This is a genomic window from Brachybacterium phenoliresistens (assembly GCF_000576425.1).
Taxonomy (GTDB): domain Bacteria; phylum Actinomycetota; class Actinomycetes; order Actinomycetales; family Dermabacteraceae; genus Brachybacterium; species Brachybacterium phenoliresistens.
Genome location: NZ_KK069989.1, coordinates 1 through 13,282, shown reverse-complemented (window position 1 = coordinate 13,282; position 13,282 = coordinate 1). Strand labels below are relative to the sequence as shown.

Here is a 13,282-nt window from a genome sequence, read left to right as displayed (position 1 = left end):
AGGTGACTGTCCGTGAGCTCGAGAGCCGGTTCACGCGGGGAGCTGCCGGGTGAGCAGCCCCGCGGCCGGCCCGCAGCCGATCAGGCGGTGGCGGTCCCGGCCTTGGCCGCCTTCTGCGCCTCGTGGGACTCGTCGATCTCGCCGTGGGCGGTCTCGAAGTCCGCGAGGACCTCGGCCGAGGGCGGCCGGGTGGCCAGGCTGACCACGATGGTCAGCACGAGCGAGACCAGGAAGCCGGGGATGATCTCGTACAGCGCCGAGTCCAGCAGGCCGAACAGGGTGCCCAGCTCTGTCTTGCCCCAGACGAAGGCGACCACGGCACCGGAGATCATGCCCACGATCGCGCCGGGCGCCGTGAGGCGGCGCCAGAACAGCGACAGGATCACGAGCGGCCCGAAGGCGGAGCCGAAGCCCGCCCAGGCGAAGCCGACCAGGTCCAGGATGGTGTTGTTCCGCTGGATCGCGAGGATGCCCGCGACCAGGGAGACGACCAGCACGCCGATGCGGCCGAACCACAGCTCGGCCTTCGCCGAGGAGCGCTTGCCGAAGATGCCCAGCAGATCCTCCACCAGCGCGGAGCTGGTGACGATGAGCTGGCTGGAGATGGTCGACATGATCGCGGCGAGCACCGCGGCCAGCAGGAACCCGGCGATCAGCGGGTGGAACAGGAACTGCGAGAGGTCCAGGAACACGGACTCGCCGTTCTCGGCGTCGGTGAGGACGGCGCCGGGGTTCTGCTGGAAGTACGCCAGGCCGGACATGGCGGTGAGGATCGCGCCGATCACGCACAGGATCATCCAGCCGATGCCGAAGGTCGCACCGTACTTCGCGTCCCGCGAGGTGCGCAGGGCCATGAAGCGGACGATGATGTGGGGCTGGCCGAAGTAGCCCAGGCCCCAGGCCAGGTTCGAGATCACGGCGATCACGCTGACGCCGGCGATCATGGAGCCGAACTGCGGGTTCGCCTCGTGCACGGAGGTCATCATCTCGGCCGGGCCGCCGACCACGATGACCGCGGTGATCGGCACGGCGATGAGCGCCAGCAGCATGATCGAGCCCTGCACCATGTCGGTGTAGGTCGCGCCGAGGAAGCCGCCGAACAGGGTGTAGAGGACGGTGATGCCGGCGACCACCAGCATGCCCACGACGTACGAGCCGCCGAAGGTGGACTGGAAGAAGATGCCGCCGGCGACCATGCCGGAGGACACGTAGAAGGTGAAGAACACCAGGACCACCACGCCGGCCGCGACGCGCAGCACGCGGCTGCGGTCCTGCAGGCGGTTCTCGAAGAAGCTCGGCAGGGTGATCGAGTTCTTGGCGACCTGCGTGTACTTGCGCAGCCGCGGGGCCACGAAGATCCAGTTCAGGGCCGCACCGACGGTCAGGCCGATGGCGATCCACGCCTCGACCATGCCGGTGATGTAGAGGGCGCCGGGCAGGCCCATGAGGAGCCACCCGGACATGTCCGAGGCGCCGGCGGACAGCGCCGCCGTGAACGGGTGCAGTCCGCGCCCGCCCAGCATGTAGTCGTCGCCGTCGGTCGTCTTGCGGTAGGCGTACAGGCCGATCGCGAGCATCACCGCGAAGTAGACGCCCACGGCGATGATCTTGTACGTCAAATCCATTATTTCTCCGAAATCTCTGGGAGCACGGGGTCGCGTCACGCTAACGCATCGAGCGACGCGACGAAACCCGGGCCCCGGGATAATGAGGCAGGATCGTGACATGAGCACCGCGACGACCGCTGCCCCGATCGACCTCAACGCGGACCTCGGCGAGGGCCTCGGCGCCTGGTCCATGGGCGACGACCAGGCGATGCTGCAGTTCGTCACCACGGCGAACGTCGCCTGCGGCGGGCACGCCGGGGATCCGGGCACGATGCGCCGCTGCGCGGCGATGGCTGCGGCGGCCGATGTCGCGATCACCGCGCATGTCTCCTATCCGGATCTGGCGGGATTCGGGAGACGATTTCTCGACATTTCTGCCGATGACCTGCGGAATCTGGTCCTCGTCCAGGTCGGTGCACTGCAGGCGATCACCCGGGCGGAGGGCACGCGGGTGCGGGGCGTGAAACCGCACGGCGCGCTCTACAACGCCCTGGCCCATCACGAGGCGCAGGCGGGCGCGGTGGTGGCCGCGCTCGCGGATCTGGGCGGGCAGCTGGCGCTGGTCGCCGCCCCCGGCTCGGTGGCCGCGCGCCGCGCGCAGGAGGAGGGCATCCCGGTGGTCCTGGAGGCCTTCGCCGACCGAGGCTACCGATCGGACGGGACGCTGGTGCCGCGCGGCGAACCGGGAGCTCTGCTGACCGACACTTCACAGGTCCTCGAGCGCGTGCTCGGGATCGCGCGCGAGCACGGGGTGCGGGCGGTGGACGGCAGCTGGGTGCGGCTCGGGGCGCGCAGCGTGTGCCTGCACGGGGACACGCCGGGGGCGGTGGAGCTCGCCCGGGCGGTGCGCTCCGGCCTGGAGGAGGCGGGCATCCCCCTCGGCCCGGCGATCCCGTGACCCCGCGCCGCGCTCCGGACCGATCGGCGCAGCCGCCGGATCCGTCCCGGCTCGGCCCGTCGGCCGCAGCGGGGGACGGCCCGGAGAGCCTGCGCCCGCGGGCCGTGCATCGCGCCGGCGCCCGCGCCTGGCTCGCCGAGTACGCCGGCACGCCCGACGTGCTCGCCGCGGCGCGCGCCCTGCGGAAGGCTCCGCCCCGCGGGATGGTCGATCTGGTCCCCGCCGAGCGGACCCTGCTGCTGTCCGCCGCCGACCCGCTGGACATGCCGGGGCTGCGCCGCCGCCTCGAGTCCCTGCGCCCTGCGCCCGATGCGCAGGCGGCTCCCGCCGCCGAGGTCGAGATCCCCGTCGTCTACGACGGGGAGGACCTCGCCGATCTCGCGGCGCAGCTCGGCATGACCTCCGAGGCGCTGGTGGCGGCGCACGGGGCCGAGACCTGGACGGCGGCCTTCGGCGGCTTCGCCCCGGGCTTCGCGTACCTCCTTCCGGAGGGCGAGGGGCTCGGCGAGGTGCCCCGGCGCGCCGAGCCCCGCCCCCGCGTCCCCGCCGGATCGGTGGCGCTGGCCGCGCGCTACAGCGGCGTGTATCCGCGCTCCTCCCCCGGCGGCTGGCAGCTGATCGGCCGCACGGAGGCCCGGCTGTGGGCACCCGAGCGGGAGGACTCCCCCGCGCTGCTCTCCCCCGGCACCTCCGTGCGCTTCCGCGCGGTGCGTGCCGGGGCGCGGCTCTCCGCGCGCCGCGCGGCCGGGGAGGCAGGGCGCCCCGCCGCCTCCCGCAGCGATCCCCGGACCGGCGCCCGCGCCTCGTCCTCCGGGCGTCCGGCGGCCGATGTCCTGGGGGTGCTGTCCCCGGGCCCGCTGCTGCTGGTGGAGGATGCCGGGCGGCCCGGCTATGCGGACCTGGGGGTGGGCCGGTCCGGGGCGGCCGATCACGGCGCCCTGGTCCGGGCGAACGTCGCGGTGGGGAACCCGCCCTCGGCGAGCGCGCTCGAGCTGCTGCTGGGTCCCGCGTCCTTCGTCGCGCAGCGGGCGGTGGTGCTGAGCGTCGCCGGCGCCCCGGCCGAGCTGACCGTGCACCGGGCAGGCTCGGAGGCCGGCGCCGATGCGGACGGCCAGGTCCCGGCTCTGCGGGTGCCGAGGGGCCGTGCCGTCGCCCTGGACGCCGGGGACCGGCTGGACATCGGCGCCGTCCGCCGCGGGCTGCGCGTGGTGATCGCCGTGCGCGGCGGGGTGGAGGCGGGCGAGGGCCCCGTGCTCGGGTCCTGGGCGCGCGACACGCTCTCCGGGCTCGGCCCGGCACCGCTCGCGGCCGGCGACCGGATCGGGGCAGGCCCCACCATCGGCCTGGACGCCGTTCCCGCGCCGCCTCTCGACGCCGAGGCGGAAGACGACGCCGAGGCCGATCCGCAGAGCATCGGCCCCGGAGCCGACGCCGGCCCCGATGACCATGCCGATGCCGATGCCGATGCCGATGCCGATGCGATCGTGCTCCCCGTGGCTCTCGGCCCGCGGGCGGAGCTGCTCGGCGCCGAGGCTGTCGCCGCGCTGACCGGACGGACCTGGCATGTACGACCGGACTCGGACCGCGTGGGGGTGCGGCTGGACGGCATGCCGCTGCCGGTCCCCTCGGGGGCGGGCACGCTTCCCAGCGAGGCCATCGTTCCCGGCTCCGTGCAGGTCCCGCCGTCCGGGCTGCCGGTGGTGTTCGGCCGCGACCACCCGGCCACGGGCGGGTACCCGGTGGTGGGCGTCGTCGCCGAGTCCGGCCTCGACCTGCTGGCCCAGGCCCCGCCGGGGACGGCGGTGCGCTTCCGCGCCCTTCCGGAGGCTTGACGGAGCAGGCATGAACACCATCTCCCGAGAGGAAGCCATGAACAGATGCACCCGCCGTACGCTCCTGATCGCCGGCCCGGTCATGCTCACCGGCGTCATGTCCTCGTGCGGCCCCCGAGAGGAGACAGGCGCCGGAATGTCCGGTTCCCGCGCAACGATCTACGACTCGCTCGACTCGATGCGCGCGGACTGCGACCTGATCGCGCAAGTGGTCGTCGACTCGTACGGGGAGAGCGAGCATTCATCACCAGACGGGGGCACGCTCTCGACGACAGAGATTCGGACGACGGTTCACGATCATTCGTCACCTGCACCTCAGGACGGTGACGACGAGCTCCTCCCGACGTCGTTCCCCGAGCTCACGGTCATACAGCACGGCACGCCTGACATGCAGGAAACGCCAGCGCCGATCCTGGAGCTCGGGAAGACATACATTCTCTTCCTCAACCGCACGCGACGGGAGGGCCCGGATTCGGACAAGTTCTTCATCACCGGAGCCGACGCCGGCATCTACATGCAGGACACCGCAACAGCCGGGACGAGCGAAGAATCTTTCCACTCGATCGGCGAGAGCGGGGACAGCATCCCCGAATCGGCAACAGCGGACGAGCTGTTCGGCCGGTAGCTCCGGCGCCTGTTCGCGCGTGATGGCGGGTACGGAGACCGAGCCCATCGGCCCCCGCGAGCCGCGGCAAGGTCAGGCGCAGGACGAGGGTCGGGGTCAGCCGCCGAAGCCGATGAGGTCGGCCGGCTCCTCGCCGCGCAGGACGCGCATCGCGGTCAGGGCCCGGCGGGAGCCCCAGGTGCTGAGCATGTGCAGCTGCGACTCCTCGACCAGGCGCCATTCCTCGAGCTCGGACTCCTGCAGCACGACCTCGCGCTCGAGGACGTCGGACGGGATGACGCCGCCGTCGAAGACGAAATGGACGCCCATCGGCCGCCCGGACTCCACGAGAGCCGGCAGCCAGTTCACGGTCAGCAGCCGCCCGACCTCGATGTCCAGGCCCAGCTCCTCGCGCACCTCCCGGCGCGCGGTCATGCGGACGTCCTCGTCCGGGTCGACGTGCCCGCCGGGCAGCAGCCAGTGGTCGCGGTAGCTGGGCTTCTCGATGAGCACCCGGTCCCGCTCATCGCGCAGGATCACCGACCCGGAGGAGTACACCTTGGGGAGGGAGGCGAAGAAGACGGGATCGGGAAGCAGCTCGGCCATGGCGTCATGCTCGCACAGCAGGCTGGCGCGACGGATCTCAGACCGCGCCGACGGATCGGGCCAGCTCCACCCAGTCGCAGGGGTGCGGGCCCGCCAGGTCCTGGCGGAACCGTGCCACCGTGCGTGCCTGCACCACCATCTCCCCCACCAGGTCGTCGCGGCCCCAGCACAGGAGATAGTCCACGGGCGGCGGGGCGACGTCCTCCGGCAGCCGGGCGGAGATGCCCCAGAGGTGCCGGGCGAGCAGAGGGCAGGCCGCTTCCGGCTCCTGCAGCAGCGCGAGCAGGGGCAGGGCGTGCTCCTCGACGGCATCGGCGATCTCCTGCGCTGTCCGGTCGCGCTGCGGGTCCCCGATCTCCCAGCGCCGCCCCTGCGCGCGGGAGGTCAGCAGCCCCAGCGGCACCGACAGGACGCTCCCCTGCTCCGCCGGCAGATCGTGCTCCCGGCGCCACCGCCCCAGCCGCTGCGCGGTGACCTGCACGTGCACGATCGCGGGGACGGAGCGGGTGCCGGTCGGCCGCGAGGGCAGCTGAAGGGTCAGGCGCAGGGCGAAACCGTCGTCCCCCGCCCATGTCAGCGCTCTCGCCCCCGCGCGGCAGGGCCGGCTGCTCGCCTCCGCGATCAGGGGGAGCAGCGCTGCCTGGGCCTCTCGCGCCGCGGTCATCGCCGCTTCGCGCCGCGGAACGGCGGTGCAGGAGGACGGAGGGTCATGCCGGACAGTCTGCCCCGCCCCGCGCGGTCGGCACCATCGGCTCTCGCGGATCGTCAGGAGCTGCGGACCTCCGTCGCGGGCGCCCGGGTGGGAGCATGGCCCCATGAGCGCACCGCAGCAGTCCGCCGCCCCCGCCGTCCCCGACACCGCCGTCCGCGACACCGCCGACTCCGCCCCGGACGACTCCGCCTCCGGGGCTGCGTCCCCGTCCGCGCCCGATGCCACCTACGACGTGATCGTCCTCGGCGGCGGGCCCGTCGGCGAGAACGCCGCCCAGTACGCGATCGAGGGCACCGACCTCACCGCCGCGATCGTCGAGGAGGCCCTGCTGGGCGGGGAATGCTCGTACTACGCGTGCATGCCCTCGAAGGCGCTGCTGCGCCCGATCGACGTCGCCCGCACCACCGAGACGCTGCCGGGCGTGGCGACCGCGGCCCTCGAGCCCGAGGCGCTGCTCGCGCGGCGCGACGACTGGGTCTCCCACTACGACGATGCCGGCCAGGCGCGCTGGGCCGAGGGAGCGGGGCTGGCCCTCGAGCGGGGCCACGGACGGCTGGTCGGCGAGCGCCGCGTCGAGGTCCTCGCGGCCGACGGCACGCGGCGCGTGCTCGCGGCCCGCCACGCGGTGGTCCTCGCCACCGGCAGCGAGGCCGCGATCCCCGGCCCGCTGCAGGGGATCGAGCCGTGGACCTCGCGCGATGCGACGGGCGTGGTGGAGGTGCCGGAGCGTCTGGTGACCATCGGCGGCGGGGTGGTGGCCTGCGAGGCGGCGACCTGGATGCGGGCGCTCGGCTCAGCGGTGACGATGCTGGTGCGCGGGGACGCGCTGCTGTCCTCGGCGGAGCCCTTCGCCGGCGAGGCCGTCGCGGAGTCGCTCGAGGGCGCCGGGGTCCGGATCGTGCGCGAGGCGCGTGTCGCGCAGGCCCATCGGCCGCAGGCGCAGCCGACCGGGCTGGGGCGGGTCCACGGCGGGACGGTGACCGTGCGCTGCGAGGACGGCACCGAGCACGAGGCCGACGAGGTGCTCGTGGCCACGGGCCGCCGGCCCCGGCTGGGGGACGTGGGCCTGGAGAGCATCGGCCTCGGCGCGGACGAGGTGCTCGCCGGCCGCCTCCCGGCCTGGCTGCATGCCGTCGGCGATGCGAGCGGCGAGGCGCCGCTGACCCACTGGGGCAAGCACCGCGCCCGGGTGGTCGGGGCGCGGATCGCGGCCGCCGCGACCGGGGCGCAGCCGCCCTTCGAGGTGCCGGACGCCCCGGTGCCGCAGGTCGTGTTCACCGATCCGCAGGTCGCGAGCGTCGGCGAGACGGAGGCGCAGGCCCGGGAGCGGGGCGCCGAGGTCGTCACCGCGCAGGTGCCCTTCGGGGCCGCGGCCGGGACGGCGCTGCTGCGGGACGCGGTGCCCGGCCGGGCGCAGATCGTCGTGGACCGCGCCACGGGGCTGCTGCTCGGGGCGGCCTTCGTCGGCCCGGAGGCCGCTGAGCTCGTCCACGCCGCGACCGTCGCGATCACCGGGCGGGTGCCGGTCGCCGTGCTGCGCCACGCCGTGGCGTCCTACCCGACGGCCTCCGAGCTGTGGCTGCGGCTGCTCGAGGAGCTTCCGCGCGAGCTGCGCGCTCCCGTCGGCCCGCCGGTCAGCGCGCCAGGCCGTTGATCCGGGCCCGGGCCCCCTGCGGGGAGGCGCCGACGCTGCGCTCGGGCAGGGCGACGCCCTGCAGCGCCTCGGCGTGCGGGACGCCCTGGGCGGCGAGGCCCTGCTGCAGCTGCGCGGTGATCACCTCGGGGTGGCCGGAGTAGGCGAAGGCCCACATCTTGCCGCCGCGCACCGTGTCCGCGGCGGTGTCGAACATGCCCCCGCCCAGGGCGGAGCCCTCCGCCTCACGCCGGGTGGCGAGGCTCAGCCAGGCATGGGCGCATCGATGCTCGCGGACCACGCGCGGATCGCATCGCGCTCGCTCTCGTCGCAGACGTATCCGTAGCCGACCTCCACGGAGTCGGTCTCCAGCGTCCATTCGTCGTAGTAGGTGAGGGCGTAGCAGTCTGCCATCAGCTCTTCGCTGCCCTGGAACAGACCCTGCTCGAGCAGCTCGTCGTATTCGCTGGACCCATCGTCGAATCTGGCGCGATCCGCTCGCTGGTAGACGTGTGCCAGTTCATGCTGAACGGTCATCTGTATGTCCCATTCCCCGGTGAACGAGTCTTCGGGCTGGAGATGGACAGTGAGCGCGTCCGCCCCGAGGACGCAGCCGGACGTGGTCCAGCCTTCCCTCTCGCTCTGCGCGCACACGGCATCTGCGTCCCAGCGGATATCGATGAGTCCGTCCCCGGCCTCGTCGACGAGACCCTCGCTGAGGGAACCCGAGCTGTTGGCGGCGCGATCCGCCGCGGCGTCGACGTGCTGCTCCAGGTCCTCGCGACGCCGCTGCGCCTCCTGCGCCACGGACTGCGCCGAGAACTCGTTGGTGCCCACCGATGCCGCGCGGTCCTCCAGCCGTGCGTACTGGCCGGGAAGGGTCACCAGCGGAGCAGCGGGATTGCCCTCCAGCTCCGCCACGAGCTCGTAGTATCGCTCCCGTTCCGCGTCGAAGATCGCCAGCTGCTCGTCGACCGCGGGGTCACCGGAACCGCCCGAGGGCGAGGGGTGACCGCCACCGGCAACGGGGCGATCGGATCCGTCGGGCGAGAGCAGCGCGCCGGCACCGAGGAGCACCATCGCCACCAGCACGAGCACCAGCGTGGAGCATCCGCACCCTGCGAGACACCCTCCGATCCCACCACGTCGCGGCGGCGTCCGAGGAGCGAAGGGCGGGCGGCCGGGCGGCGGAAAGCCGGCGGGCGGGCGGCCATGCCGCCTCGGAGCAGCAGGCGCCGCGGGCGGGCGAGCCATGCCGTGCGGGTTCACCGAGGCGATCCAGCGGCGCAGGGCCGGATGGGTGCGCGGGTTCGCCGCGATGACGGCGTGAAGATCCCAGCGGCGGCCGGCCAGATCCGCCAGTTCCTGAGGGGAAGTCCTGGGGTCCCCGGCGATGTACCGTTCCCGATCCCCCTGTGCCACCATGCGGGCCACTATACGGAGCCGCCGCAGGGCGCAGCCGCCCTTCGAGGTCCCGGACGCCCCGACGGCAGCCTCCCCGCCGCAGAGGGCTGCGCCGCCCATCGCAGACGGAGCGGCGCAGCCCATCGGACGCGTGATCGCGCTCAGGCCGCGGTGTAGCCGCCGTCGATCGAGAGGACCGAGCCGGTCACGAAGCTGCTCGCATCCGAGGCCAGGTAGACGGCCGCGCCGCCGAGCTCGTGGGGCTCGCCCGGGCGGGACATCGGCGTCATCAGCATCCACTGGTCGATCTGCGGGCCGCCGGCCTCGAAGAACTCGCGGGTGAGCTCGGTCTTCATGTACCCGGGGGCGATCGCGTTGACCCGCACCCCGCGGCCCGCCCATTCGAGGGCCGCGCTGCGGGTGAGGTTGTGGACGGCGGCCTTGGAGGCGTTGTAGGACGCCTGGGCCTGGGGGACGTTGGCGATGATGCCGCTCATCGAGCCGGTGTTGATGATGCTGCCGCTGCCGCGCTCGAGCATGTGGCGGCCCACGGCCTGCAGCACGTGGAAGACGCCGTCGAGGTTCAGTGCCATGACCTTGCGCCAGTTCTCGGCGGTCACGTCCTCGAGGTTCTGGTGGATGACCATGCCGGCGTTGTTGAGCAGGATGTGGATCCCGCCGAACTCGGCGACGACATCGGCCACGACCGCGTCGACGGCATCGGGAGAGGTGACGTCGACGTGGCGGTAGCCGGTGCGCACGCCGGCGGACTCGGCCAGCTCGGCGGCCGCCTTCTCGCCGACGGCGTCGTCGATGTCCGCCAGCACGATGTCGGCGCCGTGCTCGGCGAGGGCCCGGGCCATCGCCAGGCCGAGGCCCTTGGCGCCGCCGGTGACGAGGGCGGTACGGCCGGTCAGGTCGAACAGGGGGGAGATCGGGGTGGGCATGGTGGCTCCGTTCGTGGAAGGCGAGGTGTGCGGGAGTGCGGCGGTGGGAGGCGGGGACGGGGGCGGGGCGGGCCGCCCGGGGCGGAGGGACCGGGACGGTGCCCTCAGGCGCGGACGGCATCGGCCTCCGGGACCGGGCCGTGCAGCCGGGGCTGATGGACCTTGAGGAAGAAGGTCATCACGAAGGCGCAGCCGTAGAGGGCGACGAAGGCCCAGACCACCCCGACGTCCCCGCCCCAGGGGCGGACCAGGGCGACCACGGCGGAGCCGAGGAAGGTCGCACCGCCGGCGGCGGTGGTGTACATGGCCATCGCCGCACCCTTGTGCTGCGGGGCCAGCGCCGGCATGATCGCGCCGAGCGGCACGAAGCCGGCCAGCAGGATGCCGAAGACGGTGCCCGCCGCGACCGCGACGACGAAGCCCCAGTCCGAGCCGGCCGGCACCCAGTGCGGCACGTACCACCAGGCCAGCAGGCCGATGGCGGAGCCGACGATGCCGAACCAGCGCACCGTGGTGGTCCAGCCGATCCTGTCGCCGAGCGCCCCGAAGGCGGCGTTGAACAGGATGTTGCCGGCGAAGATCACCGAGGTCATGAGCAGCCAGCGGGACTGGCCCCAGCCCAGGGTGTCGGCGATGACGGTGGGCAGGATGATGAACATGCCGAACTGCGGGGCGGTGTTGATCAGGCGGGTCAGGAAGCCCATCATCACGCGGCGGTTGGTGGCGGCGAGGGTGACGCCGGACAGGATCACCCGGGCGGCGCTCTCCCCCGCGGGGGCCAGGCGCTTGTCGCCGTGCTCCTCGCGGACGCCGAGGCGGGCGATGAGGAATCCGGCGATGACGATCGCGGTCGAGGCGATCATCGTCCAGCGCTCCCCGCCGAGCCCGCCGCCCAGACCCGGGATCAGCACGATCGCGACCAGGGAGCCGATGGTCGGCATGCCGCCGGTGAACATGACGTAGAACCAGCCGACCGCCGCGCCGTTGCGCTCCTTGTTCACCACGGTGTTGATCCACACCAGGAACGCGAAGGCGAACAGCGGGAAGCCGAAGCCGCGCACCGCGTAGGTGAGGAAGATCAGCGGCACGGAGCCGGTGGCCAGCGCGCCGACGAAGGCGGCCTGGAAGACGACCCACACCGTGACGCCCAGCAGCATGACGCGCCGCGGGCCCCACAGGTCCGACAGCGCCCCGGCGAGGTAGGAGCCGATCAGGGCCGACAGGCTGTAGACGGTGATGATGGTGGCGGCGAGGTTGATCTTGTCGTCGCCGCCGCCGAGGACGTTCGCGATGTGCGGGGAGACGAAGTTCGTCTCCACGCCGTTGCCCGTCATGAAGACGAGCACGCCCAGGAAGCCCCAGCGCAGGGCGTGGGGGATGCCGAGCCGGTCCAGGAAGGACTCCTGGTCGGTGCCGGGGATCGGGGCGGCCGATGCCGGCGAGGAGGTGGAGGTCGAGCTCATGGGGGCACTCCTTCGTGCGGGGAGGGACGGCGACGGCTCAGGAGCCGGGGACGATGGAGACCTTGACGGAGGCGCCGGAGGAGTCGCCGACGGTGTCCAGCGCGGTCTGGAAGTCCTCCAGGCCGAACTGGTGGGTGCAGATCTCCTCCATGGGCAGAACCCCGGACTCGATGATCTTGATGGCGGCCGGCCAGCAGTTCGGCCCCAGGTGCGCGCCGAGGACGTCGAGCTCCTTGTCGTCGGAGATGATCGACCAGTCGACGGTGACGTCGTCCTTGAACACGGAGTACTCCACGAAGCGGCCCAGCTTGCGCAGCAGGGTCAGCCCCTGCTTCACGGCGCTGGGGTGGCCGGTGCACTCTATGTAGACGTCGGCGCCGTAGCCGCCGGTCAGGGCGCGGATCTCCTCGACCACGTCGACCTTCCCGGGGTTCAGGGTGAGGTCGGCGCCGCACTTCTTCGCCAGGGCGAGCTTGTCGTCGTCGAAGTCGAGGGCGATGACCTGCTTGGGGGTCTTGTGGCTCGCGCCGATCACCGCGCCGAGGCCGATGGGGCCGCAGCCGGCGACCACGACGACGTCGTCGAAGGTGATCTGCGCGCGCTCGACGGCGTGCAGGGAGCAGGACAGCGGCTCGGAGAAGGCGGCGTGGTGGGCGGGGATGTCGCCGGAGACCCTGTGGGCGCGGGCGAGGCTCGGCACGATCATGTACTCGGCCATGGCCCCGTCGTAGTGCTTGAAGCCGAACATGTCGTGGGGGCCGCACATCCAGTACCAGCCGCGGGTGCAGTACAGGCACTCGCCGCAGGGGACGATCTGCTCGCAGGCGATGCGGTCGCCGAGGGAGACGCCGTGGTGGGCCAGCGCCTCGTCGGATCCTGCGACGACCTCGCCGACGAGCTCGTGGCCGGGGGTGACGCCGGGCTGGACCCAGCGGTCGCGGTTCTCGTCGCCCCAGAACTTCGTGGCGCCGTGGTAGCACTTCAGGTCGCTCGCGCAGACGCCGACGGCCTCGACGCGGATCAGCAGCTCGTCGGCGGCGGGCGTCGGGACCTGCAGCTCCTCGAGGCGGTAGTCCTCGGGGGCATGCATCACGACGGCCTTCATGGTGGCGGGAATCTCGCGGGCCGGGGTCGCGGCGGTGGGGTCGGTCGCGGGGATCGTCTGGGTCTCGCTCATCGCGGTCATCTCCTTCGATGGGGTCCATCCCGTGGGGTCGGGCAGGGTCGAGGCTAGGCCCGTCGCGGAACATCCGTCAAGCACAAATGTTCCGTCGCAGGTCGCGCGCCGATCCGTCCGGTCACGGCCCGCGAGAGCGGGCGCGCTCGCTCGAGAGGGAACGGCCGCGCTCGAGAGAGAGCGAGCGAGAGAGCGAGCGGGTTCGCGAGGAAGCGGTCGCCCTCGATCGAGACGGAGCGAGCGGGTTCGCGAGGGAGCGGTCGCACGAAGGAGGCTGCGGGCGCGTTCGAGAGATTGCACCGTTCTGTTCCCGGAAAGCGCGGCGAGTTCTAACGGTCAGCGCAACAGGTACTCGGAGAATACCTCTCTTGGCGTAGCAAATTCAAGCCGCTTTCGCGG

At 72.7% G+C, this 13,282-nt stretch carries 12 protein-coding genes; 4 read left to right on the top strand and 8 right to left on the bottom strand.

Annotated features, from left to right (window positions below; genetic code table 11):
- Positions 1-80 precede the first annotated feature (80 nt).
- Positions 81-1,625, bottom strand: a complete 1,545-nt coding sequence (putP, locus tag BF93_RS03145; protein ID WP_051486469.1) for a sodium/proline symporter PutP — start codon at positions 1,623-1,625, stop codon at positions 81-83.
- Positions 1,626-1,725: 100 nt separating this feature from the next.
- On the opposite strand from putP, the gene BF93_RS03140 reads away from it, so the two are divergent.
- The 3 genes from BF93_RS03140 to BF93_RS03130 all read left to right on the top strand — a co-directional run bounded on the left by BF93_RS03140 (position 1,726) and on the right by BF93_RS03130 (position 4,962).
- Entirely contained in the window at positions 1,726-2,505 is a 780-nt protein-coding gene (locus BF93_RS03140) for a LamB/YcsF family protein (RefSeq protein WP_038370621.1), read from the top strand.
- A 104-nt stretch (positions 2,506-2,609) separates the two neighbouring features.
- On the top strand, positions 2,610-4,337 hold the full coding sequence (locus tag BF93_RS03135; RefSeq protein ID WP_232226175.1) for a 5-oxoprolinase subunit B/C family protein: 1,728 nt from the start codon (positions 2,610-2,612) through the stop codon (positions 4,335-4,337).
- Positions 4,338-4,347: 10 nt separating this feature from the next.
- A complete protein-coding gene (locus BF93_RS03130) occupies positions 4,348-4,962 on the top strand; it encodes a hypothetical protein (protein WP_038370619.1) in 615 nt (204 codons plus the stop codon).
- Positions 4,963-5,058: 96 nt separating this feature from the next.
- Here BF93_RS03130 and BF93_RS03125 read toward each other — a convergent pair whose 3' ends face one another.
- A complete protein-coding gene (locus BF93_RS03125; protein WP_038370618.1) occupies positions 5,059-5,547 on the bottom strand; it encodes an NUDIX domain-containing protein in 489 nt (162 codons plus the stop codon).
- A gap of 37 nt (positions 5,548-5,584) precedes the next feature.
- A complete protein-coding gene (locus BF93_RS03120; RefSeq protein WP_038370617.1) occupies positions 5,585-6,211 on the bottom strand; it encodes a hypothetical protein in 627 nt (208 codons plus the stop codon).
- Positions 6,212-6,362: 151 nt separating this feature from the next.
- Between BF93_RS03120 and BF93_RS03115 the strand changes: the two genes are divergently transcribed.
- Positions 6,363-7,913 (top strand): dihydrolipoyl dehydrogenase family protein, encoded by a 1,551-nt coding sequence (locus BF93_RS03115; protein ID WP_084148217.1) that lies wholly within the window; start codon positions 6,363-6,365, stop codon positions 7,911-7,913.
- On the opposite strand, the gene BF93_RS03110 is transcribed toward BF93_RS03115, so the two are convergent.
- From BF93_RS03110 to BF93_RS03090, 5 genes are all read right to left on the bottom strand, one after another.
- Complete coding sequence (locus BF93_RS03110) at positions 7,894-8,193, bottom strand: hypothetical protein (protein ID WP_038370616.1); 300 nt, start codon at positions 8,191-8,193, stop codon at positions 7,894-7,896. The genes BF93_RS03115 and BF93_RS03110 overlap by 20 nt on opposite strands.
- Positions 8,157-9,317, bottom strand: coding sequence for a variant leucine-rich repeat-containing protein (locus tag BF93_RS03105; protein ID WP_156954024.1), 1,161 nt, complete (start codon positions 9,315-9,317; stop codon positions 8,157-8,159). The genes BF93_RS03110 and BF93_RS03105 overlap by 37 nt, the downstream gene beginning before the upstream one ends.
- 140 nt (positions 9,318-9,457) lie before the next feature.
- The gene (locus BF93_RS03100; RefSeq protein ID WP_038370614.1) at positions 9,458-10,243 is read right to left on the bottom strand and encodes an SDR family oxidoreductase; all 786 of its coding nucleotides are present in this window, start codon (positions 10,241-10,243) and stop codon (positions 9,458-9,460) included.
- A gap of 104 nt (positions 10,244-10,347) precedes the next feature.
- Positions 10,348-11,706: an MFS transporter gene (locus tag BF93_RS03095; protein WP_038370613.1), complete on the bottom strand. Its 1,359-nt coding sequence runs from the start codon at positions 11,704-11,706 to the stop codon at positions 10,348-10,350.
- 37 nt (positions 11,707-11,743) lie between these two features.
- A complete protein-coding gene (locus tag BF93_RS03090) occupies positions 11,744-12,883 on the bottom strand; it encodes a zinc-binding dehydrogenase (protein ID WP_051486542.1) in 1,140 nt (379 codons plus the stop codon).
- Positions 12,884-13,282 lie beyond the last annotated feature (399 nt).